Annotated in this window: 26 protein-coding genes and 1 riboswitch; of the genes, 14 read left to right on the top strand and 12 right to left on the bottom strand. The window is 41.3% G+C overall.

Annotated elements, in window-relative coordinates:
- The first annotated feature begins 36 nt into the window (after positions 1 to 36).
- Together ACF3OH_RS11625 and ACF3OH_RS11620 are read left to right on the top strand one after the other, a co-directional pair.
- Positions 37 to 594 (top strand): hypothetical protein, encoded by a 558-nt coding sequence (locus tag ACF3OH_RS11625; protein WP_392454767.1) that lies wholly within the window; start codon positions 37 to 39, stop codon positions 592 to 594.
- Positions 595 to 620: 26 nt separating this feature from the next.
- Complete coding sequence (locus tag ACF3OH_RS11620; protein ID WP_392454766.1) at positions 621 to 1,520, top strand: acetamidase/formamidase family protein; 900 nt, start codon at positions 621 to 623, stop codon at positions 1,518 to 1,520.
- Between the two features lie 314 nt (positions 1,521 to 1,834).
- Here the strand turns inward: ACF3OH_RS11620 and ACF3OH_RS11615 are convergent, their stop codons facing one another.
- Both ACF3OH_RS11615 and pepF read right to left on the bottom strand, forming a co-directional pair.
- Positions 1,835 to 2,809, bottom strand: a complete 975-nt coding sequence (locus ACF3OH_RS11615) for a class I SAM-dependent methyltransferase (protein WP_204589536.1) — start codon at positions 2,807 to 2,809, stop codon at positions 1,835 to 1,837.
- Between the two features lie 75 nt (positions 2,810 to 2,884).
- The gene (pepF, locus tag ACF3OH_RS11610; protein ID WP_204589537.1) at positions 2,885 to 4,693 is read right to left on the bottom strand and encodes an oligoendopeptidase F; all 1,809 of its coding nucleotides are present in this window, start codon (positions 4,691 to 4,693) and stop codon (positions 2,885 to 2,887) included.
- 136 nt (positions 4,694 to 4,829) lie between these two features.
- Between pepF and ACF3OH_RS11605 the strand changes: the two genes are divergently transcribed.
- A complete protein-coding gene (locus ACF3OH_RS11605) occupies positions 4,830 to 6,311 on the top strand; it encodes an NAD(P)/FAD-dependent oxidoreductase (protein WP_204589538.1) in 1,482 nt (493 codons plus the stop codon).
- Between the two features lie 146 nt (positions 6,312 to 6,457).
- Here the strand turns inward: ACF3OH_RS11605 and ACF3OH_RS11600 are convergent, their stop codons facing one another.
- Together ACF3OH_RS11600 and ACF3OH_RS11595 are read right to left on the bottom strand one after the other, a co-directional pair.
- Complete coding sequence (locus ACF3OH_RS11600) at positions 6,458 to 7,321, bottom strand: amidase (protein WP_204589539.1); 864 nt, start codon at positions 7,319 to 7,321, stop codon at positions 6,458 to 6,460.
- A gap of 47 nt (positions 7,322 to 7,368) precedes the next feature.
- Positions 7,369 to 7,457, bottom strand: a riboswitch (cyclic di-GMP riboswitch).
- A 163-nt stretch (positions 7,458 to 7,620) separates the two neighbouring features.
- Positions 7,621 to 7,815, bottom strand: a complete 195-nt coding sequence (locus ACF3OH_RS11595) for a hypothetical protein (RefSeq protein ID WP_204589540.1) — start codon at positions 7,813 to 7,815, stop codon at positions 7,621 to 7,623.
- A 216-nt stretch (positions 7,816 to 8,031) separates the two neighbouring features.
- Here ACF3OH_RS11595 and ACF3OH_RS11590 point away from each other — a divergent pair, with 216 nt between their 5' ends.
- Positions 8,032 to 9,222, top strand: a complete 1,191-nt coding sequence (locus ACF3OH_RS11590; RefSeq protein WP_239584819.1) for an MFS transporter — start codon at positions 8,032 to 8,034, stop codon at positions 9,220 to 9,222.
- A 57-nt stretch (positions 9,223 to 9,279) separates the two neighbouring features.
- Here ACF3OH_RS11590 and ACF3OH_RS11585 read toward each other — a convergent pair whose 3' ends face one another.
- Both ACF3OH_RS11585 and ACF3OH_RS11580 read right to left on the bottom strand, forming a co-directional pair.
- Positions 9,280 to 10,887: an ABC1 kinase family protein gene (locus ACF3OH_RS11585; RefSeq protein ID WP_392454765.1), complete on the bottom strand. Its 1,608-nt coding sequence runs from the start codon at positions 10,885 to 10,887 to the stop codon at positions 9,280 to 9,282.
- A 112-nt stretch (positions 10,888 to 10,999) separates the two neighbouring features.
- Positions 11,000 to 12,724, bottom strand: coding sequence for a mechanosensitive ion channel (locus tag ACF3OH_RS11580; RefSeq protein ID WP_392454764.1), 1,725 nt, complete (start codon positions 12,722 to 12,724; stop codon positions 11,000 to 11,002).
- A gap of 196 nt (positions 12,725 to 12,920) precedes the next feature.
- On the opposite strand from ACF3OH_RS11580, the gene ACF3OH_RS11575 reads away from it, so the two are divergent.
- Entirely contained in the window at positions 12,921 to 13,226 is a 306-nt protein-coding gene (locus tag ACF3OH_RS11575) for a DUF3243 domain-containing protein (protein ID WP_392454763.1), read from the top strand.
- 13 nt (positions 13,227 to 13,239) lie between these two features.
- Positions 13,240 to 13,473, top strand: coding sequence for a hypothetical protein (locus tag ACF3OH_RS11570; RefSeq protein WP_392454762.1), 234 nt, complete (start codon positions 13,240 to 13,242; stop codon positions 13,471 to 13,473).
- A gap of 45 nt (positions 13,474 to 13,518) precedes the next feature.
- On the opposite strand, the gene ACF3OH_RS11565 is transcribed toward ACF3OH_RS11570, so the two are convergent.
- Positions 13,519 to 14,343, bottom strand: a complete 825-nt coding sequence (locus tag ACF3OH_RS11565; RefSeq protein ID WP_392454761.1) for an STAS domain-containing protein — start codon at positions 14,341 to 14,343, stop codon at positions 13,519 to 13,521.
- Positions 14,344 to 14,357: 14 nt separating this feature from the next.
- A complete protein-coding gene (ytxJ, locus tag ACF3OH_RS11560) occupies positions 14,358 to 14,693 on the bottom strand; it encodes a bacillithiol system redox-active protein YtxJ (protein ID WP_392454760.1) in 336 nt (111 codons plus the stop codon).
- 97 nt (positions 14,694 to 14,790) lie between these two features.
- Between ytxJ and ACF3OH_RS11555 the strand changes: the two genes are divergently transcribed.
- Positions 14,791 to 15,255 carry a YusW family protein gene (locus ACF3OH_RS11555; RefSeq protein ID WP_204589547.1) on the top strand — a complete coding sequence of 155 codons (465 nt, stop codon included), beginning with the start codon at positions 14,791 to 14,793 and terminating at the stop codon, positions 15,253 to 15,255.
- 182 nt (positions 15,256 to 15,437) lie between these two features.
- Here the strand turns inward: ACF3OH_RS11555 and ACF3OH_RS11550 are convergent, their stop codons facing one another.
- Positions 15,438 to 15,635: a hypothetical protein gene (locus ACF3OH_RS11550; protein WP_392454759.1), complete on the bottom strand. Its 198-nt coding sequence runs from the start codon at positions 15,633 to 15,635 to the stop codon at positions 15,438 to 15,440.
- Between the two features lie 183 nt (positions 15,636 to 15,818).
- Between ACF3OH_RS11550 and ACF3OH_RS11545 the strand changes: the two genes are divergently transcribed.
- Together ACF3OH_RS11545 and ACF3OH_RS11540 are read left to right on the top strand one after the other, a co-directional pair.
- The gene (locus ACF3OH_RS11545; RefSeq protein ID WP_392454758.1) at positions 15,819 to 16,673 is read left to right on the top strand and encodes a general stress protein; all 855 of its coding nucleotides are present in this window, start codon (positions 15,819 to 15,821) and stop codon (positions 16,671 to 16,673) included.
- Positions 16,674 to 16,900: 227 nt separating this feature from the next.
- Positions 16,901 to 17,269, top strand: a complete 369-nt coding sequence (locus ACF3OH_RS11540; protein WP_392454757.1) for a rhodanese-like domain-containing protein — start codon at positions 16,901 to 16,903, stop codon at positions 17,267 to 17,269.
- A gap of 18 nt (positions 17,270 to 17,287) precedes the next feature.
- Here ACF3OH_RS11540 and ACF3OH_RS11535 read toward each other — a convergent pair whose 3' ends face one another.
- Together ACF3OH_RS11535 and ACF3OH_RS11530 are read right to left on the bottom strand one after the other, a co-directional pair.
- Positions 17,288 to 19,378 (bottom strand): DNA topoisomerase 3, encoded by a 2,091-nt coding sequence (locus ACF3OH_RS11535; protein WP_392454756.1) that lies wholly within the window; start codon positions 19,376 to 19,378, stop codon positions 17,288 to 17,290.
- A 127-nt stretch (positions 19,379 to 19,505) separates the two neighbouring features.
- Positions 19,506 to 19,826, bottom strand: a complete 321-nt coding sequence (locus ACF3OH_RS11530) for a general stress protein (RefSeq protein WP_392454755.1) — start codon at positions 19,824 to 19,826, stop codon at positions 19,506 to 19,508.
- Between the two features lie 136 nt (positions 19,827 to 19,962).
- On the opposite strand from ACF3OH_RS11530, the gene ACF3OH_RS11525 reads away from it, so the two are divergent.
- The 3 genes from ACF3OH_RS11525 to ACF3OH_RS11515 all read left to right on the top strand — a co-directional run bounded on the left by ACF3OH_RS11525 (position 19,963) and on the right by ACF3OH_RS11515 (position 22,419).
- On the top strand, positions 19,963 to 20,829 hold the full coding sequence (locus ACF3OH_RS11525; RefSeq protein WP_392454754.1) for a DUF1028 domain-containing protein: 867 nt from the start codon (positions 19,963 to 19,965) through the stop codon (positions 20,827 to 20,829).
- Between the two features lie 39 nt (positions 20,830 to 20,868).
- Positions 20,869 to 21,618: a gamma-glutamyl-gamma-aminobutyrate hydrolase family protein gene (locus ACF3OH_RS11520; protein ID WP_392454753.1), complete on the top strand. Its 750-nt coding sequence runs from the start codon at positions 20,869 to 20,871 to the stop codon at positions 21,616 to 21,618.
- 309 nt (positions 21,619 to 21,927) lie between these two features.
- Entirely contained in the window at positions 21,928 to 22,419 is a 492-nt protein-coding gene (locus tag ACF3OH_RS11515; protein WP_204589554.1) for a flavin reductase family protein, read from the top strand.
- Positions 22,420 to 22,434: 15 nt separating this feature from the next.
- On the opposite strand, the gene ACF3OH_RS11510 is transcribed toward ACF3OH_RS11515, so the two are convergent.
- Entirely contained in the window at positions 22,435 to 23,109 is a 675-nt protein-coding gene (locus ACF3OH_RS11510) for a TVP38/TMEM64 family protein (protein ID WP_204589555.1), read from the bottom strand.
- Between the two features lie 166 nt (positions 23,110 to 23,275).
- On the opposite strand from ACF3OH_RS11510, the gene ACF3OH_RS11505 reads away from it, so the two are divergent.
- On the top strand, positions 23,276 to 24,067 hold the full coding sequence (locus ACF3OH_RS11505) for a hypothetical protein (protein ID WP_392454752.1): 792 nt from the start codon (positions 23,276 to 23,278) through the stop codon (positions 24,065 to 24,067).
- Positions 24,064 to 24,624 (top strand): hypothetical protein, encoded by a 561-nt coding sequence (locus ACF3OH_RS11500; protein ID WP_204589557.1) that lies wholly within the window; start codon positions 24,064 to 24,066, stop codon positions 24,622 to 24,624. The genes ACF3OH_RS11505 and ACF3OH_RS11500 overlap by 4 nt, the downstream gene beginning before the upstream one ends.
- Positions 24,625 to 24,684 lie beyond the last annotated feature (60 nt).

Raw genomic sequence — 24,684 nt, 5'->3', positions numbered from 1 at the left:
TAACTTTTATTCTAAACGGGAAAACAGGAGGATTTTATGAAAAATTATAGTGCTCGACATGTCTTTATGGCGATTGCCATTAGTATGCTACTTTTTTCTCCTATTATTTGGTTGATTGCGCCAGTGGTCGTTACAGAAACTGCTTATTATGTGCGTAATGGAGTGTTTACCTATGTGTATCCATCAAGTTATCTACTATATGGAGTTGCCGTTGGATTACTAGTAGCCGCGCCACTACTCTTGTGGATTTTAGATGTGAAGAAGTGGACGGTGCTGACGTCAATTCTACTACTCAGCGCATCACTTTATTGTTTTTATGGAGCTGCATTAGGGTATTTTCAAGTCACAGAGGAAGAAATTGTGTACCGGGCCCCTTTCCAACAAGAGCTTCAAGTATATGGGTGGCAGGATGTTGAAGAAGTCATCTACCATGTTCGTCCGCCCGAATCAGAGGATCCATCTTGGTACACATTCCGCTTCAACGATGGAGCATCAACAGAGGTCAATGAAACGCGTTTTGTGACGCAAGCACAAGGGAAACTAAATTCTCTCATTCGTAGCCAAGATATTCCGCTCACGTATGATGAGTTATAAAAGACAACTTGGAGGCGATTCGATTCATGAAAGTGATTGCAAAGACGGAAGGGAACATTTATTCGTTTTCTAAAAATCATACTCCGATTTATACGGCACAAGATGGAGAGAGCTTGACGATTGAAACATTTGATTGCTTTACAGATCAAATCAAATCGGAGAAACAGCCTCTTGCAGAACTGGACTGGGATCAAATCAATCCCGCAACAGGTCCCATTTATGTAGAAGGTGCTCAGCCTGGAGATGCTTTAAAGGTTACTATCTTGGCCATTGAAACAGATGTGAAGGGTGTCATGATGGTAGGGCCTGGTCTAGGTGCGCTTGGTGAACAGGTGGAAGAAATGAAAGCAAAAGTGATGCATGTGCGGTATGGGCGTGTATTGTTCAATCAGTTGAGCTTGCCGGTGCGAAAAATGATTGGTGTTATTGGGGTCGCACCAGCAGGGGAAGATGTAAACTGTGGGACACCTGGAGCACATGGTGGGAACATGGATAACAAGATGGTCACTGAGGGAGCAACACTTTACTTCCCAGTGAACACACCCGGTGCTTTGTTCGCTTTAGGAGACTTGCATGCAGCTATGGGGGACGGTGAAGTTTCTGTATCGGGTGTGGAAGTCGCTGGATCTGTAACAGTAAAGTTAGAAGTTATAAAAGGCATGACAATCGAACAACCGATTTTAGAAAATGGGCGCTATTTCACGCAAATCGCTTCAGCTGAGACACTGGATGAAGCGGCAAAGCTGGCGACTGACTTATTGGTGAATCGTTTGGTTGCGTATTCAAACTTGTCATTTGAGGATGCTTTGATGTTGATGAGTGCGGTTGGGAATGTGGAAGTGTGCCAAATGGTCGATCCGTTGATGACGGTCCGTGCTGTGTTCCCAAAATCGATTTTAGATCAACTTGAGACAAAACTTTTATAAGTGTGGTCACTAAAAAACAGAAGCAGCATGCCTCTCAAGTAGAAGAAGCATGCTGCTTTTTAGTAGTGCTATTTAACAATTCAATTCTACTTCCAACGATTGCTTTCAAGACCAAATTAAAAATGAAAAGGACAGGGGCCGCTCAATTCGAGCGGCCCCTGCGCGATTCTTCTTAGTTTGTTCTTACGCAATCATTTCCAGCAGAATTTGAATGATTAAAGTGCTTCTCCTTAGGCTCACGCCGCGCCCTCGGAAAGCAGCCCCGCAACGGAACTCAACATAATAAGTGATGAAAACGTTCTCCTCATCTATGACTATTTGATTACGATCGAGTACCATCCGCCTTCTTTCACAATCGGCTTCAAGCTCGTGACTTTGCGACCAATAGCAGCAGCTAAAACTTCTACATCTTCAGCAGTTGGCAGACGATGCAGATTTTTATGGACGGATAAGAAATTATTAAACGCTGCCGAAAACTCCTGGCCATGATCGGATAAATAAAGTGGAGTAATCAAAGAGATGCCGCCATCTTTGTCTAGAAGACCTTCAATATTTTTCATCAATTCCATACGCTCTACTGGAGAGAAATAGTGAAGGAGATTGTGCATCATGATGCAACTAAACGTTTTGCCTTCATTGTCCCATTCACGAAGGTCTTGCTGTTCGATACGTACGTTTGTCAGGCTTTGTGTGTTCTTTTTAGCATCTTCTACAACTGCTTTATTTAAATCGATGCCTACAAACTCTTTATGTGGAAATTCTTCTGCGAGACGTCGGATGTATCCTGCATTTCCACAGCCGATATCTAAAATGGTTTCGCAACCAATTTCAGAAACAACTTTTTTTACAGCACGGTAACTGATTTGTTCAATGAAGGAAGATGTGGTTGCCACAGCTGTGCCGTGCTCATCTCCATCAAACGTGCGGCGAGGTGTCTCTCCTTTTAGCACAGGTGCATAATCCATTAACGAAGGAATATGTAACTCCATCATTTCAACGAGTAAGTCACCGATTGCTACATCACTTGATTTTGTGAAATAATTCTTCATTTGCGTGCTTGGATAGATCTTGTCGCCTTTTTTCTTCAAGTGACCAAGAATCAAGCCCGTTTGCACCCAGTTTTCTAGAAGTTCACGGTCTTTGACTTGTGCACCGACAGCACCATTCTGCTGGAGTTCATCAAAGAAATTTAGACGGTACCCCAAATAAGCATGCCAAGTTGGCAAAAATCCTTCATTTTGTTTCATCCATTTACGTGCTTCCCAAACGCGTTTCCATTGTCTAACCATACCGTCCACTCCTCACTTTATTAGAAAACGACCTAGAGCCTAGGTCGTTTCAGAAAGACAGAAGCAGACAGCAGTTTAGCTCTGTGCTTCTATCTCATTTGTTAGATTTTCAAGTTCATCAATCAATTCACCAATATACGCTATTGTGTCGCGAAGAGGTTGCTCTGTTGTGATGTCCACACCAGCCATTTTCGCAAGTTCAGCAGGTTTTTTCGTACCGCCCGCTTGAAGAACTTTCAACCATTCTTCAACAGCTGGTTGGCCTTCATCTAAGATGCGTTTGGAAACTTGAGTCGAGATTGTGAGACCTGCACTATATGTGTATGGATAAAGTCCCATGTAATAGTGTGGCTGGCGCATCCAAGTCAGTTCTGCGCCTTCTGTCACTTCGACAGCATCACCCCAGAATTGCTCAAGTGTTTCACGTTTCAGTTTATTTAATGTGCCTGCATTTACATTGTTCCCTGAATCGACTAGTTCATAAACCTTTCTCTGGTAATCTGCTTCTAATAAATGTGTGACAAAATTGTGATAGTATGTGCGCGCTACAATCGACGAGATCACCCAGCGCTTGAATTTCGGGTCATTCGAAGTGCTCAGTAGGTGATTCGCCATTAACATCTCATTCATAGTCGATGGAGCTTCGATGAAGTAAAGAGACGGACGTGAGTTGAATACGTTCTGATGCTTGTGCGCGTTGTAGAAATGACCTGCGTGTCCTAATTCATGTGCTAAAACGAATACTTCATTCATTTTGCTAGACCATGAGATCAAGATGTATGGGTGGAAACCATAAGGGCTTGAGCAGAATGCGCCAGTTGATTTTCCTTTATTGTTAGCAAAGTCTGTCCAGCGCTCATCGAATGAACGGTTGACCATATCGATATAATCTTCGCCCATAATTCCAAGTGCGTCTTGCATGTACTTGCGCGATTCTTCAATCGTCACCTCTGGCTCGTAGCTAGGATCTAATGAGATTTTCAAGTCTGCAAAAGTCATTTTATCTAAACCATGCGCATGCTGAAGTAATTTGGCGTACTTGCGCATATGCGGAGCTAATTCATTCATGATCAAATCAATTTGACGGTCGTACAATGTGCGATCTACTTCTTGGTTGAACAGCAAGTAATCAAATACACTGTCATAGCCGCGAAGGTCTGCAATCGTTTTTTCACGTTGGATGTGCATGTCATACGTCTTTGCAGTCGTGTGCTGGTATTGACGCAGCTTTTCCGAGAAAGCAGCAAATGCTGTACGACGAACCTCTGAATCGTTTTCTGTTTCTAACTCATTTTCAAATGCAACATAGCTCAAGCCATGTGTTTTACCGCTTGCTTCAAAATCTGGGAAGTTCATGTCGACCATTTTAGTTGTGTTGTACAACTCATAAGGCGCATCGAATGCTGTAGAAAGAGCAGCTAATGTCTTCTCTACTTCTGGATGCAATTGATACGGCTTTGCACGAAGGAGTTCTTCTAAATAATTGCTGTATTCTGCAGATTGATTTTTCGCTTCCGTTAATACGTCTTCAGATAGCGCTAAAAGCTCGCTTTCTAAGAATGCCATTTGGCTTCCTAATTGTGCAGATACAGAACCAAATTTACTCGCGCGCATCTGTGCTTCTTCATTTGTTTGGTCTACACTCATTGCTAAACTTGCATATGTACCGATTGGAATCAATTGCTTGTAGATGGCTTCATAAGCAGCTACAGCTTTCAGCACATCCTCAGCAGTTGAAATGTTGCCATGGTAGGTTGTTTCAAAAGATGTGACACTTTCTTTTAATTCTTTAATAGCAGCTTCATAGTCAGTTTCTGATGCAAACAGGTGGGTTAAATCCCATGTTTCTTGTGTTGGTACTTCTGTACGGTTTGGTAAACTCATAATTTCTCTCCTAACTATTACGGTTTTCGAATCAATTACAAGTATACCGACTAATCAGAAAAATAGAAAGTGTCAGGCAGGGAAATTGCGTTCTTCTTCTACTTTTTTTACTGTAGAACTAAAAGGGGGCGGGGTTATGAAAAAGGTGATAGTCGTTGGGTCAGGGATTGGAGGATTGACTGCCGGTGCATTACTGGCAAAAGACGGTGCGCAGGTCACTGTTTTGGAAGCGATGACAGAGCTGTCTGGGTGTGCCGGGAAATATAGACGTCACCCCTATACATTCGCTGCTGGTGCAACGCTTGGTATGGCATTAGAACCTGGCGGCATTCACGAACGGATTTTTCGGTATTTGAACGTGGAAGTGGAAGCACAACAGCTAGACCACGTTATGGATCTTCATCATCCGCACCGAACAATTTCTTTTTCAAAGGACCGGCAAAAGCATGTAAAGGAGATGCAACGCGCCTTTCCTGGAAATGAGGAGAAAATTGAAGGTTTCTACCAAGAAGTTTTCGATTTAGCGAACCGGATTCGAACATTGATGAAGCCTCTGCCTGTGATGCCACCTGACCAACTTCAAGATGTGACGGCAGTAGCAAAAGTTCTTCGCCCCACCCATTTGAAGCTAGTACCTATTTTACTCCAGCCACTTGAGTCTATCCTAAGAAAGCACGGGCTACACGACCTTGAGGAGTTTCGGCATATACTAGATGGGATTCTAATCGATAGTATGCAGACGACTTCTCGGCATGCCTCTGCACTGTTTTCATGTATTGCACTCGATATTTATCATGAAGGCGCCTATTATGTGAATGGAGGCCTGTATCGCTTTGGGGAAGTGCTAGCGGAAGTGATTATGTCTCATGGTGGCCGAGTGAAAAAGCCACGTACTGTTACAAAACTCACACGAGACGGATCGGGATGGACAGTAGAGGACCATCGAGGAACCATCTACGAAGCGGATGCAGTTGTATTCAATGGAGATCCACGTTCTTTGGAAGGATTGCTCGAGCCGCATCAATGGGAACAACTACCGAAAAAAATAAAACTGATGCCTCAAAAGTCGACGTGGGGTACATACTCCCTTTATATTGCGATTGACTCTTCCAAACTAGAGAAGTCTTTTGCACCTTTCCAGCAAATCTCACATGGACCAAATGGAGAGATGGACGAAGGGTGGCACTTCTTTGTCTCTGTTTCAAAACCAGAAGACCGATTACGTGCGCCGGAAGGGTATCAGACGGTTACCATCTCTACCCATACAAACTTGGAATACTGGAAAACAAAAGAATCTTATGACGCATATAGAGAAATGATAAAGAAGCGGATTTTAGATGCTGTCGAACAGTATTACCCGGGATTTCAACTAGCCATTGATTTTATCGAAGATGGTGCTCCGCGTGGCTGGGAGAACTATACACTACGTACAAATGGATACGTTGGAGGATTTGCACAAACGCCTTGGCATGCGTTATTTGGTGCAGCGTCCCATCGCTCAGGTTTGCCTGGGCTCTATTTATGCGGAGATCATATCTTCCCAGGAGGGGGTACAATTGGCGTTACAACGAGTGGATTGCATGCGGCCCGTTCTATTGCCAAGAAACCATTTATTTAAAATGGTGTGATAAAGTGACTAACTTGATAGAGTGTGCAGGGGTGACTCCAGCGGGATAAAAAGCGGAAGCTGAGACCGAGGCTCAGCCCGCGCCCGCGGAAAGCTTCCCCTGCACACTATACAAACTCTCTTTATTTTGACGGTTTTTAAGGGCGCATATTCATCCAACTGCCAACGTGATGCACAGAAATTCCTGCAAATGAAGAATAACCCCTAAATGCAGTGTTGACATCTACTAATGCCCGTTCCATCGCTTGTTCGCCTTCTTCATGAAAACTAATGAAAGGATAGTCCTTAGACTCCATCGTTTCGACACCTACACGAACTTTCTTTCCATACGTATTCCCCCAAGCCATCTCTTTTGAAGAAATATCAATAATCGCTTGTGCTGTATCGCGATAAGACATTAAGGCAACACCATCTGTATTTTTGATTGTCCACTCTGCTAAGTTCCCTTTTCCGTAAGCTGGATTTTTATAAGTGATCTCATCAAACCAGAATGGAATGTCTGCTTCAAACTGTAATTTGTGTGTCTTTGAAAAGGTAGCAAGCTCTGTGATTACATTTTGAAAGCCTCGAACAGTTGCGGCACGTTTCGTTTCCCATTCAGGAAGTCCGTAAGGCTCGATATCTACGTGGATGCCATCAAACTTTGCTGTAGCTGGAGCAGTTGTTTGATAATTGGCTACCCAGTTTTTGAATTTGTTTTTTGCTTTAGCGCCAGTAGTGTTGCCCCAGTTTGGAGCCCCGTCTAAAGCAAACACTTTGATATTCGCTTTATGAGCACCTGTCAAGAATGCATGATAGTTTGTGCGTGGGATGTCTGAATCGATTTGCACAAAGACAGTTGAAACTTTCTTTTGTTGTAAGAACGCTAATGTGGACTCTGGCGAATCATAGAACATCCATGGGTTCCATAGCCAAGTTGCACGGTCTGGTGTTTGCGCCATTGCAGGACTACCTCCGATGAATAGCAAGAGAGTAAAGAATAGAACAACGATTTTTTTCATGATGATTCCCTCCTAGGATGATGTTTGACCAAGCATCCTAGTAGGATGTTGGCAACCTGACGACCTTACATACACTGTATGCTTAGGCTCATGGCTTTGCGTCCTTGCCTTTCGGACAAGTTTGCCGTTTACAACAACTTTTAGTGTCAGTATAAATCGAAAAAATAAAAAAGAAAGAGTGCGAATTTCTTATTTTTATAGTATGAAAAATTTGAAATCAAAGAACAGTAGGGACTTAGGGCACTTCATAGAAAAACCCTCTATCTAGTTAGATAGAGGGTAGGGATTTGGACCATGAATTACTCTGAATCTTCTTCATCCGTGTCATCCATATTATCTTCTGCGTCATTTACATCTTCTTCAATTTCTTGCTCTGTACCATCATCGATGTTGTCTTGATCGACGCCATCTCCACAAGCTGTTAGTAAACCTAAAGATAAGAATGCTGCTGCTCCAACTTTAAACCATTTTTGACCGGCTACTAATTTTTCCATTTGAATTCCTCCTAAATGTCGGTTTGTTTTACTTTCCTTACAGGTATTTCGTGCACTTGACTAATAAATACCCAGACACCTGTTTGAACAAACCTCTACTACTTAAAATAGGGCAAAACACATAGGAAATTAAGATAGAGGTCTGACATCATACAATGAAATGGTGTATACTAAATAAGGTTTGATACATTTACAATGATAGAAAGTAGGATATATATGACAAAACCAACGAAACAGCAGGGACTAGTGCTGTTTATACTCGGAATTATCTTTTTGTCACTGACTCTCCGTTCTCCTCTAACAGCAGTTGGACCGGTAACGGAATTTATTCAAAACGGCCTCATGATGTCAACGACATTAATAGGACTACTTACAACGATTCCATTATTGGCATTTGCAGTAGTTTCACCGTTTGCACCTAAAGTGGCCAAGCAAATTGGAACAGAAGCTACTTTATTATGGTCCATAGTGTTACTTGTTGGGGGAATTGCGCTCCGTTCGGGTGGCTCAATTACACTATTGATTTTCGGAACAGCTATTATTGGTGTTGCGATTGCGTTTGGTAACGTGTTATTACCATCCATTATTAAAGATCGTTTCCCACTGCATGTAGGTTTATTGACAGCCGTATTCTCTGTCGTCATGAACTTATCAGCAGCACTTGGAGCAGGAATTGCATATCCAGTTGCAGCAGAAACATCATTCGGATGGCAAGGTTCATTAGGAGTCTGGGCAATTCTTGGAGTGCTGGCAATTGTTATTTGGTTACCTCAATTGAAACATCGTAAGACGGAACCGATTGATGCCACTTCAGAAATAGTAGATAATCCATCTATTTTGAAATCTCCTGTCACATGGAGCGTGACACTGATGATGGCGTTACAGTCTTTGATTTTCTATACGACAGCCGCTTGGTTACCGGCGATGTTGATTGAAAAGGGCATGAGCCCAGATTCTGCAGGGTATATGCTATCCTTTATGCAGTTTGCCCAGTTACCGATGACCTTCATCGCTCCGATTTTGGCAGCGAAAATGGTAAATCAACGTCCACTTGTCTGGTTCTTCAGTGTTCTTTACATCATTGGATTCACTGGCTTACTGCTTGATCCAAATGGAGCAATGACAATCCTTTGGATGATTTTAATTGGATTCGCTGGAGGTACATCTTTTGCTCTGACGATGATGATGTTCACGCTACGCACGAAGACAGCTATGGATGCAGCAGAATTATCGGGAATTGCTCAATCTATTGGATATCTTCTTGCAGCAGCAGGACCTGTATTGTTCGCATTCGTGAATGAAACAACAGGTAGCTGGTATGTCCCGACAATTCTATTCATTGTGACATGTGTATTGTTGCTAGTTGCAGCACTTCACGCAGCAGGAAATCGATACGTACGCAATTAACTAGATGCAAAGAAGCCTCGACAGTTCAGTCGGAGGCTTCTTTTTTATACATATCGCTCAACGTTTTTTGTAAAAGCTGCGTAAGAATACAATCCCGAAAATGGCTGATAAGGTAGAGAGCCAAACATGTTGAAAGAATATGCCAGTGAAAAAGGCAATTAATGAAATAGCTCCCATCAACGCATGGACAGCCCGATCTAAAAAGATATGTTGCACACGTACTTTTTCGATTGTTGTAGCTTCAACTAATTTGCGTAAGCGGGCAGGTTCATCCAAAAGTGAATACACCTTTTGTAAAGGAACAGCCCCTTTTTGAAGCCAGGATAAGACACGGTCTTGTTGATTCACATCTTCGTTTCCAAGTGCTTTATCTCGTGTCCAACTCAAGATGCGTGGTTTCCCAAGAGCCAATAAGTCCACACTCGGATCGAGTGCATGGAGAACACCAACAAACGTTGTAAGTGCTCGACCAAAGAATGCAAATTCTGCAGGTAATTGAACAGGCTGCGTGCGAACAATATGACGAATATCGGTCAGCAGTCTTTCGATAATATAACTGTCCATTTTAGCTAGCTCATTCGTTTCGTATGCATGAATCATGCGTCGAATCGTATCTGCCAAAAGTGGCCGATCTGCATTGGGTAACAAGAAATTCAACTCTTCAAGTGCATCCAATATCTCATCGTCATTTTCAAGCAAGATACCTTGAATAGCTTTCATAATGGAGCGCGTTTGATCAGGAGTAATCGCTCCGACCATTCCAAAATCTAAAAGAACAATCGTGCCATCTTGTTGAATCATCATGTTGCCAGCGTGTGGATCTGCATGAAATTCACCACTGCGCAGAATCTGTTCTAAGAACAAATTAAATAACCGTTTCGTCACTTCTGTAGGATCAATACCGTGTTTTTCCATATAAGAGACATTCGTGATTCGCGTTCCTTCAATCCATTCCATCACCAATACTCTACGTGTGGAATACTCTTCAAAATAGATGGGAAAACAGATGCCATCTAAATCACGAAACCGTTGTTGGAACGACCGACCATGACGCCACTCTTGCAGGAAATCTAATTCAGGAAGCAACGTACTTTCCATTTCTCTATAAAGTAGGTCAAAATCGATTTGCTTAGTGAATGTAGTAAATCGCTTGGCAAGCCAAATAACGACACGCATCGCCTGAAAGTCATACCGAATAATACGTTCGATGCCTGGGCGTTGAATCTTTACGGCAACATCACGACCATCGAGAAGCGTAGCTTTATAGACTTCTCCGATGGAAGCAGACGCAATCGATTCTTTTGAGATGGATGTGACATATTGAGAGGTGGGCCCGTTCCATTCTTCTTCTAAAACTTTCATAGCAAGCTCGCGTTCCACAGGAGGGACCCGGTCTGTCATCCCCTCTAATTCTTCAATAAAGGCTTGAGGCAAAACGTCTGCACGTGCAGATAGAAATTGGCCCACTTTTATCATGAGTCCGCCTAAATACAGGGCTGTTTCTTTGTATTCTATCGCTTGTTTTACAATGAGTCGTTCCCACTTCACTTGAACGGAAGGAGTAAATCGACCGCGATATTTTCTTTGGAAGAAGTAGACTTGCAGGAAAAATTTAATCGACATCCAAACTATTCGATACATCCGGTACCAGGCTACATTTTTCACTCGACATCGCTCCTTGTAGCTCTCATTATAGTGCGCCTGAAACCAAGAGTCCAAGAACTCACATAAAAAATCGGACAGGCCGCTGTGCGAACCTGCCCGAGGGGAAATAAAGTTATTCTTTACGGTCTTCGTCAGTACGGTGATCTTCCGGTGAATCGTGGTATGGGTGAAGATCATTTGTTTCAGGAAGATTAAATCCTGTATCTTGAGGGACGTCTTGTGCTAGTGTCTCGTCTCCATGAGCAGAAGTTCCGTGCATAAAGCGCTCTTCTTCTTGAGCAGCCTTTACATCGTCTTTCGCGTTTTGTTTCATTTCTTCTTTTTTCTGCTCGTAATTCTCTTTATCAACTTCTGCTTCATCAATTGATTTCTCCATACGATCTAGGTAACGAGATGCATGTTCGCGTCCACCCAGTCCGAAGGCTAAACCAAAAGCAAGTGCTACTCCACCCAAGATTAAGATGAAGGCAGATTGAATGATACCAGGTGCGAATCCTAATTGGCTAAGTGCCATGAAGAATGCAAATCCTAAGATAGCATACTTAGCTACTAGGCGTAAGAAGTGAGGAGATCCTGATGCATCTTTCATCAAACTTCCTACTAATTTTTCAGCTAAGTTTGCTAACCAGAAACCTACAGCTAAGATAACTAATGCAGCAATTACCATTGGAAGGTAAGCGAAGACTGCACTTCCAAGTGAAACCATGAACTCTAAGTTAACGAGTTGCAGTGCTTCCATAACGAATAACAAGACGATTACTACTTGGACAATAGTTCCGATAATAGACGCTATATCAAAGTTCTTTGCATTTGTAGAGTTTAAACCCATCTTTTTAGCTAAGTTGTTGATACCAAACCCATTCAATAAGTTGATTACAAAATCTTTCACAAATTTTGCTACATAGATACCAACAATGACTAAGATGATAGCTACGATAATTTGTGGAATCATCGACATAATGTCATTGAGCATGGCAATCGCAGGACCAGAAATTCCTTCTAAATCAAGAATTTCCAGAGCGGTAATTGTGATTGGAATCAAAATCAAAATGAAAGCCACTAAACCAGCAATTTTTGAAAGGCTCGTATTAGAGGTAGAGGTATCATTTTTTAAATTCAGTTTATCTGTAAAACGATCGATTCCAACCGAGTGTAGGAATTTCTCTACCAAATTACGAACAAGTTTTGCAAGGAAGAATCCAATTGCAAAGACAATTGCAGCAGATACTAATTTAGGGATGAAATTGATAAAGCTTGAAAGCATATTTTCGAATGGACCACTTAATCCATCAATTCCAAGTGCATTCAGTACGGCTGGTAAGAATAATAGGAAGATCAAGTAATAAGCGATATTTGCTACTGTATCTGTCCATTTTGTTGTCTGCTCACCAGTAGTCGTTATCCCTGCTTTTTCACCAAAGCGGTTGAAGTCTACTTTGTTGCCAAGCATTTGAATGCCTTTCTTTACAAGAGTGGCAAGTACCCAAGCGACTAGTAAAATCAAACCAGCTTTTAGAATGTTTAAGAATGCGCTTGTTAAAGTATCGTACATACTAGCAAACGGAGCAGCAAAAGTATGTAGGTTCATGATGTTAAAGAATAGAACGAAAGCTAACAATAATAGAATAAAGAAAACTACTTTACTGATCACTTTCTCCACAGACCATTTTGATTTTGTGTTACCTAATCGTTCATTAAGGTTCAACTTACGCAAACCTTTATAAACGAGCTTCTCCACGAACTTTGCAATGAAAAATCCAATTAATAAAACAAGAAGTGCTAATAAAAGATCAGGTAAAAATGAAAGCATGTCACGTACATAAAACTCATTAAACAATAAAATCTCCTCCTCTTTAGTAAATAAGTTGAAACTGTGCCAATCTAGTAAACTATACCCATTAACATTGGATATAAACCCCCTAGACCAATCGAATCAAATTTTTGGAAAAATGTTTAGAAGAGTGTTTGGTTGGAAAAACTGAGGATGTACCTGACAGCATAGAACAAATATTACAAAAGGGAGTTGGACACTAATGGACAACATTCAAAACAAAGTACAAAACGAAATGGAAAACGTATCACCTGAAAAAAAGGAGCAGATCTTACAAGACTTTGATAGATTCAAATCTTATTTAGGAGATAAAGTAGCTCTTGGAGAAAAAATGGGTCTAGGAGAAGAACAATTAGCGAAGACAGCAGAAGTAGTCGCGGGATATCTGGCTAAAAAAGAAGAACCACGCAACGCAGAAGAGAATTTATTACAAGAATTATGGCGTTCTGGAGATAAAGAGCAACAGCATGCACTTGCTCATATGCTTGTGAACATGGTACGTAAATAAGGAGGAGTTTTTTATGAGACACGATCCTAAAAAAGACCAAACACAAGAGAAACAAGATATAAAAGGGCGTATCATGGATAATCCGGAGGTAATGAAAACGGATCAAGAAAGTATTTATGATATGCATGATGATATGAAGACTGTGGATACAATTCCAGTCGAAGAATTGAATCAAAAGGTAAAAGATGAGGACAAACCTCGTCACACGAAAGATTCGTCTTCGAGTGAAGAACGTTATCCTGATTAATACAGAAAAGACTGCCGGCGATAGAATGCCGGCAGTCTTTCTTTATTATCGTGTTTTTTCGATTGCTGCTAGTGCTTGAAGTACAGAACCATACGTGTGGAAATCAGAGAAGTCGATATTCCCTTGTACGATGGCCATTGTAATATTCGGACGCATGCCTGTGAAATATAAATGTATTCCAAGTAGCTGTAATACATTGTGCAGAGTAAAAATGTGTTGTGCAATTTCAGAATCAATGGTCAAAATCCCTGAAAAATCGATAATCAAGTGATCAACTTCCATCTTTGGGATCTTTGGAACGACATGATTCAACACATAAGTCATACGGTCGTAATCAATCATTCCAATTAGAGGGAGTATAGCGACACCATCTTGAACCGGGACAACAGGTGCAGAAAGTTCATTGATTTGATTTTGGCGCTCCCGTAACTTGGCTGCTTGATGTTTTTCAAACGATTGAATCGATTGGACCATCGCAACATCTAATAGATAATTGAAACGGTTCATGATTCGAACAATCTGAGCAGGACCTACTTCTAAATCTAGTGCTACTTGTGCAATATGTTTAGAGTATACTAATCGGTTTTGAGCAAAGGGTTCTATGGATTGAGAAAATTCGTCCATGTTTTGTGAATTTGTTTCACCTTGTTTCTCCGCCCAGTCTAGTAATTCAGCAGCAGCTTCTTCATCTGTTGCTGGGAAAGAACGAGCCATCATTCGAAGAAATTCGATATTTTGCTGCCGTGCAATTTGCAATTGCTCTTCCGACAATTCAAACGTAATATGTTTCAATGCATCTTCTACAATCTTATCGATTAATTGTTCAGCATTTTCTTGCAGATACTGACTTACGCGGACAATTTGATCCATGGGAGGGCCTCCTGTTAAATTAAGAAATCAATGGCAGAAGCCATCGTTTCTTCTGTGATGTCGTAATGAGACTGATCCCATTTTGCTAAGCGATGCATAACTAAAATAGCTTGTGGTGATTGATGTGTAACATTTAAATCGTCTGCAATCTCTAAAGAAATCGGACGATTTTCAATTACTTTTACAAAATAGATAGGAAGGTCTGTTTGAAAATTGGTGACTTGGCGATGTGCAAATGCAGAAATTGGACAAGTCGTACTGTGCTTAAACAAGAAAAAAGGTTGTGTTTCGGATAATTCTAGTAGTTCTTTCCACTGCTCATGAGATGTAATTTCAAGTAGATTGGTCAACGTCTTCATCCTTTCTGTCAAGTGTCTTTTTTCAGTTTAACACAAATCGTTTAGGGGAAAGATAATTTTAAATGGATTTATGAAAGGAAGAGTGGAAATGAAAAAAACGGCGAAATGGACAGGTGTATCTTTACTTCTAACGACAGGAATTTTAGCTGGGTGTAATGAAACACAAGATAATACTGTAGAATCTCAACCTGCAGAATCTTCTCCTGTAGAAAATAGTGATCTTGTTACGACGGATGGATATGGTTTCTCAAGTTTTGATCTTTCCATTGACACGGCGGATGAAAACGATGCTATTGATGTTGACTTTGAATCAGGTAGGTCAGGTGCAGAACTTGAATATGTGAATAAGTTAGAAGATATTAATTTGGGTGGAGATGAAGCGGTAACGGCTCTTGATCCTATATTCTCTACTTTTGAATTATCTGCTGATCTGGCAAAAGAAGATGTGATTGCCCAGGTAACGGAAGCATTTGGTGTAACCGATTATCAGGAGTTTGAATTGGAAGTGGAATTTGAAGATGGTACTGAAGTGAAGTGGGAAGATCGCAAATAAAAAAAGCCCTCAGGGCTTTTTTTATTTGCCGAACAATCCGTCTAACACACCTTTTCCAGGTTGGAATCGAGTTTCAAACGCCAGAAACACACTCCGGAATCCATCGCACCCGCAAAGGCTAAAGTACGCCTTCACGGGCACGCTGGATTTCCTCGGAGTTTCTAGAGTGGCGTTTTACACATCTAAAGTCCTTGATGTCTCATAGACTCAGGCGTTTCTTGACCTGTAGTGTTCGCATTATTTTTCTGTCCACGCATTGGAGTGTTCGTAAACGTTTCAAATTGTTTCGCTAACTTATCACGTGATTCCTTGTTTCGCATAAGATAAGCAGCTCCGAGACCAAGTGCAGCAAGTAGCGCTTTATTATTTTTCCCTGCCATTTCTATCACTCCTTCATAACTAGTTGTAGTTCTAGTATGTATTATCCCCTTCTTTCGCCAGACTAAACATCACAAGTTGATGACAAAAATGACATTTCGAGTCAACAGGTTTAGGTGTTCTATAAGTAAGGAATAGCTAGTTAACAACAAAAAAATTACCAATTTGAAGGAGGAACTTATTAAATGGAAAACAAACGACACGTAGAAGTAGCTTGGACACAGGAAGAAATGAACCAGAAAATCGAATCATTGCGAGCGCAAGGATACAATGAGTCAGATATTCACGTTGTAGCGAAAGACCCTGACCGCTTTCATCTGCATGCAACGGATACACAAATCGATACACATGAAGCAGGATCTTTTTGGGATCGATTTAAATCTTTCTTCACTGGTGAGGATGCAACTTCTGAAAGTCTGCATCGCTTGAATTTAGAAGATCATGAACGAGAGAGCTACGCTAATGATTTATCAAATGGTGGAGCGATTCTTTATGTTGAAGGTGAGGTACGGTCAGATGACTACGCAACATTTGGTGAGACAGGGAATTCGTATGAATCTTATCACGGAGAAACAAATGCTGCAGGTACGGTTGGAACGGAGTTTGTGAACAAACGCTTTACTGATAATGAACCCGCTCTAGGCGAACATACGCCTGAAGAGAATCGCGAGTTATTTAAAGGCGAACCTACAGGATACGACGAAGGCCATGTTGTGCAGGATGATGCATTTGAAATAAAACCTCAAATGACAAATGCGGAGACGGTGGAATCTGATCACCACGATACTACTCGTTTTGAATCATCTACGTCAGAACCTGTAGCTTACGATGAATCAAAAGCTTATGGTGCAGAATCACCTGGAACTGACCCGAACTTAGGGCCTGCTGCTTTTGGTGAACTAAACCCAGCTTTAGAAGATGAGGGACGTGAGCCTTCAGCGATCGAAGATAGTTTATCGAACCACGAGCATGAAGAGCGTGTAGAGGAAATTGAAAACCGTCGTTCTGAGAATAACATGCAGGATCGTAGTAATTATTAATTTAAGATGTGGAGCCGACTGTTCAGAAATTGTGCGAGAAGACAGCGTGGACTGTGAAGCTCTCTTTGCTTCATAGGCCGCGATGGCTTCTTGCGGGATTTCTAGGAGGCGCAACTCGATTCCATTTAGATGTGTAGAACGCCGTTCTAGAAACTCGCCTAAGTGGCGAGTTTTTTTTATAGACATTCACATACCTTGTAGGGTATTTTTAGTATGAGGTGAATGAATTGAAAAAGTTAGCAATTTTAATTGGTGTGGTATCACTACTTTTAGCTGCCTGTTCTAGTGAAGGAGCAGTATACGAAACTATAGATATCAGTGAAGTCACAGAGTACCAAGAGCAAGGAGCACTCGTTATTGACGTGCGCGAAACGAACGAATATGATGCTGGCCACATTCCAGGAGCTATGAACAAACCGCTCTCTGAAATAAGCGCTGGAAATCTTGAGGGATTAGATCCGAATCAAGAGTATGTGGTCGTTTGTCAATCCGGTAATCGTTCCCAACAAGCAAGTGACCTGCTAGCAGAAGAAGGTTACGAAGTAATAAACGTAAAGCAAGGCATGTCAAGTTGGACTGGCACAGTTGAAAACTGATTCTTGCATGCCTCTTGTTTAAAAATCGAATGTAATTTTACCGTCCACAAGTTTTAAATGTGCAGCAAAGGATTTGCCTTGCTTTGAGGTGAATCCTTTTAATTTGCCTGTTCGACCTTTCGTGCATAGAGTTTCGATAACAGAAGGTGATAACTTTTTACTGGCTACTCGAAGGGGGAATGTTTGTGTGCACCCCTCTTTATAGCGCGAACATCCATAAAAGCTCTTCTTCAAGACAATAGTACCTTGCTTGCAAAGCGGGCAAGTAATTGCCTGACTTGCACTTTCTTCTTCCGGCAGTGCAGCGAACTGCTTTGTCTCTAAATGACTAGGCACAGTTTCGAGCGTTTGTTGAATAAAAGCTGTAATTTGCGTAAGGAACTGACTCTCTGTCCCTTCTCCTCGACCAATTTTTTGTAAATAGCTCTCCCATTTAGCGGTCATTGTAGGGCTTGCTAACAAAGTACCTTCAACAGATTGACAAAGGATGCGTCCTTTTTCTGTGATCTGCACTTCATTTTTCACAACATCAATATAGGCTTGCTTTTTTAATGTCTCGATAATACCGCTTCGTGTAGCTTCCGTACCAAGTCCTTCTACTTCTTTTAACAATGCGGCGTCTTCCGCGTCTTCCACTAGCTTTCCGCATGTCTTCATGACCTGAATCAATTGTCCCTCCGTATAGAGCTTTGGAGGTTTTGTGATGCCTTCCGCAATATGAACGGTTCCTTCGACAGATTGCCCTTTTTCTACATTTGGAAGAAATTCTTCTTTTTCTTTTTGTGGGAATAACTGCTTCCACCCCAACTCTAGAGGAACAGTGCCTTTTGTATAAAACGGTAATTCTGAAACGTCTGTCGTGATCGTCGTTTCACGAAAGACGAATGCTGAATGGAACATTCCTAAAGTAGTACGAGTGATTTCATCATACAAGTTTTTTTCAAGGCCACTCAAAGTCCCGACCTTGGGAACTTTTCGTGTTGGAATGATGGCATAGTGTTCTTGTACCTTACTAGCATCAACAAATCGTTTGGATGGAGCAGTTTGCAAAGGGAACGAACATCCAATGTACGATTGCAAGTCAGCCGCGATGTTTTTTATATAGTGAAATTCAGATGGTGTGATATGACGTGTATCGGTTCGTGGATACGTAATGATTTTCTTTTCGTACAAGTTTTGTGCTGCCTTTAAAACGGCAGACGGACTCGCCTTCCACTTCTTATTCGCAGCGAGCTGTAAGCTTGAGAGCGAATGAAGTTGGGGAGGTGGTATCTGTTTTTGTTTCTCTACGACATCCAAAACTGTCGCCTGTATAGATTGTCCTTCTGCTAGTTTGTGCTCTTCTAAAATGTTTTCAACAATCTTTCGCTCGTTCTCTTTTATCTTAGCTTTTCCTTTATAACTGCCATTCTCTGTTGAAAATTTACCTTCCAGCTCAAAAAATGGCTCTGGTTGAAAGTCCTCAATTTCACGAGTGCGCTGATAAATTAGATATAAAGTAGGGGATTGCACACGGCCAATCGAAAATACAGTCGCCACACCTTTTTTCTTTAACAAAATTGTATAGATGCGAGAAGCGTTCATGCCTACCAACCAGTCACTTTTTTGACGCGTACGCGCTTCTTCATATAGACGTAGATCTCGGTCGTTTGGGAGAAGGTTGGCGAAGCCTTTGCGCACTTCCGACGTTTCGAGGGAGTTAATCCACAACCGTTTCACTTGTTTTGAACGAATGCCTGTGAGTGTCAAAATCGAGTAAAAAATATTCGAACCTTCCCGGTCGATGTCGCACGCATTGATTAAGAAACTTGCGTCTTTCATAAGTTTTCGAACAATACTGTACTGTTCATATTTGCCTCGAGCAACTTTGTATTCAAAGGCATCGGGAAGGATAGGAAGTGACTTCAGTGACCATCTTGTCCATTTAGCATCATATTCTTTTGGTTCTCGTAGCTCAACCAAGTGTCCGATTGCCCAGGTTACTAGTGCACCATCTGGAAAAATCTCATCTGGAAAAATTTCGTAATATCCTTTTTGCTTTTTTGTCTTGAATGCATCGGCATAAGCTTTTGCTTGGCTAGGTTTTTCAGCTACAATAAGTGGTTTCATAAGAGGATTCCTTTCGAAGAGAGAGTAGAGGGGAACGTATGTTCATAAGTATACGTGTTTTTGCACTAGAAGGCAAAATAAAACTGCCTACATCTGTAGGCAGCTCAGATGGTGGGCAGTTGCCCCTCTATTTATTTACGATGAGTACCAACTTACCTTGATCAAGCTCTTCCTCAGCGGCTTCGGCTTCTGCCTCAGTCAATCCGGCAGCATGCATATCGCTTCGAAGCTGGTCTCCTCGTTTACTAAACGCATTTTTCATAGATTCAAAAAATCCTTTTTCACTGACGCCGACCTTTTCAGTGTCTAATACGTCTGCGATGTGACCTTCTCGGTCTTTTGAGTGAGCGAACAAATAAATATCATCTCGCGAATATCCTTGAGCCTCTAGTTCTTCAACTTTTTGCTTTGCTTGTACTGAATTTTCTACTGTGTACTTTGTAGCCATAAGTGAATCCCTCCAAGTTTTTATCTGTCGTCTATTCTAAATTTACCCAGTCAGTAGAAAGCTAAACCAAATTACTTTGAAAAGCTAAGTTTTCAGATTACACTGAAAATAGAATGAGGTTTGAGAGGAGCATACGATGACATTTTCAATTGTAGGATTTGATCCAGAAACTAAAGAGCTCGGAATTGCAGTTGCTTCAAAATTTTTAGGGGTAGGAGCAGTTGTACCGTTTGCAAAAGCTGGTGTTGGTGCTATCGCAACACAATCTCTTGCTAATCTTTCTTATGGAGTTGAAGGACTAGAATTATTAGAAAAAGGACATTCCCCGCTTGAAGTAGTAGAGACACTTACGAAAAAAGATGAAAATGCAGCATGGCGGCAAGTGGGTATAGTCGATGCTACAGGCCAAAGCGCTGCATACACAGGAGATGATTGTTACGACTGGGCTGGTGGAAAAGCAGCTAAGAATTATGCGATTCAAGGAAATATCCTAGTGAGCCAGCAAGTGGTGGAACAGATGGAAGCGACATTTGAGCAAACGGAAGGTCCTTTGGCTGAGCGCTTGCTAGCAGCTTTACTTGCTGGAGATGCAGCTGGTGGAGATAGTCGAGGGCGGCAATCAGCAGCTTTACTTGTTGTGAAAGAGAATGGGAGCTACGGCGGGTATACGGATCGCTATATTGATCTGCGAATAGATGATCACGAAGATCCTGTGCAAGAACTGGGACGGTTATTGAAACTTCGTCATCTGTATTTTGAGAAGACTGGAGAAGACGATGTATTAGCTATCACAGAAGAACTAGAAGCCCAACTTGCAACATCACTTCATCAACTCGGTTATTTAAAACTGGAAGAAGTTTCAACAGACGAAGTTCTTGAGGCACTAGATACGTATCATCATACGGAGAACTTCGAAGAGCGCCAACAATCTAGAGGTCAAGTTGATCGCCGTGTACTCGAGTATTTGGAAGAACAGGCGAGAGGTTTCACAGCAAAGAAATAGTGGGTATAGATAGTCATTGTACTTGAAAGGATGAATGACATGAAACCACTTATAGGGATATCTGCAGAAATGTCACAAAATCAAGATCATTTCTGGTTACCTTTTGTATATGTAGAAACTGTATTAAAATACGGGGGCTTACCTCTTATGATTCCAGTAATGGGGGATGAAAATCTAGATGAACTTTCGCTTCGCCTGGATGGACTATTTATTACCGGTGGAGAAGATATTGACCCTTCTTATTATAATGAAAATCCGCATTTGAAACTTGGCAAGATCGCACCTGAAATCGATCAAATGGAATCGGAACTTGTAAAGCGAATGCTAGAACTCGATAAACCATATATCGGTGTCTGTCGCGGACTGCATATGTTGAATATTGTGCAAGGTGGGACGATGTTCCAAGATATTCATGCGCAACGAGAAGAAAAATCGTATCTGCACCTACAAAAAGGTCCTCGTACCTACCGCTCTCATGAAGTAGAGCTAGATTTGGACTCTAAAATCGGTAAAATTCTTGGGGAGGAAAAGTTCCGTGTGAATTCATTCCACCACCAAGCATGTGATCAAGTTGGGCGTGATTTGAAAGTCGTTGCACGTGCAACAGATGGAATCATTGAGGCGATGGAAAGTAAAACACATGAATTTGCATTCGGCTTCCAGTGGCATCCGGAAGAATTTGCAATGGCTGGTGACGAAACTTCAGGTAAGATTTTTGAAGCGTTTATGAAACAAGCAATCAAGAGTAGGAAAGAAATTGATGATTCGAAAAAGCGAGATCGCCAATAAATTTAGTTGAAAAATTCATGGGTATATAGTAACGAAAGAACTGAATATCTAGAGTGGGTTCGGCTGATTCCGGGGTGTATTTCTGGCTTTCGTAACTCGATTTTGGCTCAGCTCGCGGAATACTGCCCCTACACACCCAACACCAAACAGAATGGAGTTACTCAATTACGAGAACTCCATTTTTTGTTTTATGTAGCTCTTTTACTAACTAAAAATCAGTCTTTTGAATGAGAGTATATGGAAAGCATTTCACTCCTCAATCTAGTATGATAAAAGAGAACAAACACTAGAAAGAAGGAAGTGATCCGTATGGACGCTGTTACACAATTTAAGCAAGCGCTAGGGAATTATCCGACAGGCGTTACTGTCGTCACTGCACAAGATGCAGACGGAAATCCGATTGGAATGACCGTAAATTCATTCGCATCGGTTTCGATAGATCCTCTCTTAATTTTATGGTCCATCGATAAAAACGCGTTTTATTACGATGCTTTCACAAATGCAACTACTTTCAATGTTAACATTTTAGCTGCTGACCAAGGCGATTTGTGTATGCTATTTGCAAGTCGTGTAGATGATCGCTTCGGCAAGTGTGAATGGCACCCAGGTCAAAATGGAGTCGCTGTATTAAAAGACACGGCTTCACAGCTAGAGTGCACGGTCTACAATACAGTAGATGCTGGAGATCATATGATTCTAATCGGCGAAGTGACTTCTATTCATAATGAAGACAAAGAGCCGCTTCTTTATCACAAGCGTCTATTCGGAAAAATTCCAGATGCATTTTATCAACAGTCGTAATTCCACAAAAACCCGTCACAGGTGTGGCGGGTTTTCTTCTGTCTTCACTTTTGGTTTTTTCCATTTCCGTTTTCTCCACATGAGAACTAAATAAATAAGAAGAGCCGCGAACGCTATACCAAAGAGTGAAAATTGCTCCGTTGTCGCTTCTAATAAACCTTCTGACACTAATGCTAAAAGGAAGAAAAAGATAAAGTTTCCTATAGCGGTAGCTAGGATAAATGGCATGAATTTCACGTGACTAAGACCTGCAGCTAAGTTTACGAGGCTAGTAGGAATGAATGGAATGATACGGGCTTGAAATACATACAGGAAGCTGTTTGCTTCTATTGAGCGTGTAATTGATTTCGGGATTTTTCTGACGACCAAGTCATCTACTAAATACCGAACAGCGTAGAAAACGATGGCGGATGCCAGAAGGCTTGCAAACCAACTCCATAAAAACCCTGGTAGTAGTCCATAAATCAAAACATTCATAGAGATGACGAGTAATAAAGGGAATATAGTAAATGTATGTTGAATCAACATGATTAAGAAGGTTAGTAATAGTGTAGACGCCCAGTTTCTAGTCAAATAAGCTTGTGCTCTGTCAATATCTCTTTCATACAAGTAGCGGAAGAGGTCAAAATGAATGACTAATAAACAGGAAATCAGTAGGGCAATGGGGAGAACTATCATCCATTTTTTCATGTCATCGTCACCTCTCTAGTCGTTCTATCATAGCATTATTCCCACGCGTTGCCCATTTTAGTACGCCTAGCTTTTCAATATAAAATACAAATAAATGGAATAAAAGGATATACAAGTATCAACCAATCTACTATACTGAAGAAAATCAATTCTAGGGGATAGTGGAATGAAGAAGTTTTGGATTGTAGTAGTCGTTCTGTTAGGGTTTCGCTGGTTGTCCGTCGGTGTCTACGAGGCGAAAACAGTAGATGAGCCAGTAGTGGTAGCGAGCCAAATGAATATGGAATTGAATTCAGTTTTTGTCTCGTATATTACGAAAACTCTTGAACCTGCTGACGTGGAAAAAGTCGAGATCAATGGATACAACTTTGCACCGGGCAACGGAGACATTTTCTTTTTTGAAGAGACTCCTCAAATCAATGCGCAACTTGAAGTGGAGTATCCGTATCACGCAATCTATTCTGTAACCATTCAATTGCCACACGATGGCTATTATGAGTTTATAGAGAATGCTGAAACACTCACTATTCATTTCGGAGATGAATCAAGTCAGTCGTTTCCTCTTCAAGTGCTACAAAAGCTTCCGCTAAACAACGTACTTGTTTCTCAATCTTGGGTTGGTAGTAATGAAACTCAGACAGAGTCTTATAGAGCACAAGATGATTTCATTTTAATGGATATCATTCCAGAGGAGCGTATTGAAATCTTGAGTGTTCGCTTAAACGATAAAGAGTTGAAAGTTCCATTGGACGAGCCGCTTTCAATTAGTAAAGGAGATTCATTTGTGGTTGTGCAATCCGATTCACCCGCACTATTTCTCGGGGAGTGGGGAACTGTGCAATTAACTATCAAAGAGGAATTTCGAGAGCCAAGTGAACTATTCTTAGTGTCAGCGTTTAACAGCAGACCTTCCGAAGAATGGATCCAAGCACAAGTACAGGAGGCGAAGAACAAATGAACTTTCACAAGCGTGTTTTACTAGGAAGCCTATTAGTCGTCTTCGATTTTAACGTCAATGCAATCGATGTGTTACCAGACTTTCTAGGCTTTTTTTTAATCGCGACAGCGTTTGATTCGGTCAAAACCAAAGAAGCCCAAGTAGGACAAACCATTTCACTGGTCCTCGCTGTAATTTCATTCATTCTGTTGTTTGTCCGGCTTGAACCAACAGGTTATCTAGTCCTTTACAGTTTTTATCCTTTTGTGATTGAGAGTGTAATTGGAGCATTGATTATTCTTCAGCTAGCATATGTTTTTATCGTGTCTACGCAGCGGCTTCCGGAGCTTGGTACAGGAATTCCTAAAGTATTTTTAGGCGCCCAACTTTTTATTTACGCTGCAACTGGTCTCACTCCTCATTTTACAGCGAGTGAAGCCGGTACTTGGGTAATAGGCTTAGTTGTCGGATCTGTCGTCTGTTACATGTACTATTTCGGATTTTTATGGAAGAGAAAATCGTTCGAAAGAGAAACGAGAGAGCTTCCTGTGAAGACTCTCGTACAATTCCCTCAATGAAAATTTGAAAAAAATAGAAGGAACTTCTTTGAATCTGTCGAATACTTTCTGTAAGCGCTT

It is taken from the genome of Chryseomicrobium aureum, from assembly GCF_043182735.1.
Classification (GTDB): Bacteria; Bacillota; Bacilli; order Bacillales_A; family Planococcaceae; genus Chryseomicrobium; species Chryseomicrobium aureum.
This window is presented reverse-complemented; position numbering and strand designations above follow the sequence as displayed.